The sequence below is a fragment of the Paenibacillus sp. 11B genome (assembly GCF_030487755.1).
Lineage (GTDB): Bacteria > Bacillota > Bacilli > Paenibacillales > Paenibacillaceae > Paenibacillus > Paenibacillus vandeheii.
In genome coordinates, this window is sequence record NZ_JAUKNS010000021.1 from 1 (window position 1) to 1,168 (window position 1,168).

The following is a 1,168-nucleotide window of genomic DNA, read 5'->3' on the forward strand; positions in this document are numbered from 1 at the left end:
GTTCCCTCCGAGACGGATCCCGAGTAGTGCGGGGCACGTGAAACCCCGTATGAATCCGGCAGGACCATCTGCCAAGGCTAAATACTTCCTAGCGACCGATAGTGAAGCAGTACCGTGAGGGAAAGGTGAAAAGCACCCCGGAAGGGGAGTGAAATAGAACCTGAAACCGTGTGCTTACAAAAAGTCAGAGCCCGTTTTAGGGGTGATGGCGTGCCTTTTGTAGAATGAACCGGCGAGTTACGTTCCCGTGCAAGGTTAAGGTGAAGAGCCGGAGCCGCAGCGAAAGCGAGTCTGAATAGGGCGACTTAGTACGTGGACGTAGACCCGAAACCGGGTGATCTACCCCTGTCCAGGGTGAAGGTGCGGTAACACGCACTGGAGGCCCGAACCCACGCATGTTGAAAAATGCGGGGATGAGGTGGGGGTAGCGGAGAAATTCCAATCGAACTCGGAGATAGCTGGTTCTCCCCGAAATAGCTTTAGGGCTAGCCTCGGAAAACAGAGTCGTGGAGGTAGAGCACTGATTGGGTGCGGGGCCCGCAAGGGTTACCAAGCTCAGTCAAACTCCGAATGCCATAGACTTACTTCCGGGAGTCAGACAGTGAGTGCTAAGATCCATTGTCAAAAGGGAAACAGCCCAGACCATCAGCTAAGGTCCCCAAGTGTGTGTTAAGTGGGAAAGGATGTGGAGTTGCACAGACAACCAGGATGTTGGCTTAGAAGCAGCCACCATTGAAAGAGTGCGTAATAGCTCACTGGTCGAGTGACTCTGCGCCGAAAATGTAACGGGGCTAAACACACCACCGAAGCTATGGCTTGATGCTTTGCATCAGGGGTAGGGGAGCGTTGTATAAGGGTTGAAGGTGTACCGTAAGGAGCGCTGGACATTATACAAGTGAGAATGCCGGTATGAGTAACGAAAAGATCAGTGAGAATCTGATCCGCCGAAAGCCTAAGGGTTCCTGAGGAAGGCTCGTCCGCTCAGGGTAAGTCGGGACCTAAGGCGAGGCCGAAAGGCGTAGTCGAAGGACAACAGGTCGAAATTCCTGTACCACCGTAAGCCGTTATGAGCAATGGGGGGACGCAGCAGGGTAGTGACGCGGACTGATGGATGTCCGTCTAAGCAGTGAGGCTGATGTGTAGGCAAATCCGCACATCGTAAGGCTGG

The 1,168-nt window shown here is 53.7% G+C and carries 1 rRNA gene; it reads left to right on the forward strand.

What is annotated here, in order from left to right:
- Positions 1-1,168 (forward strand): 23S ribosomal RNA (locus Q0V21_RS32675); the annotation flags it as partial.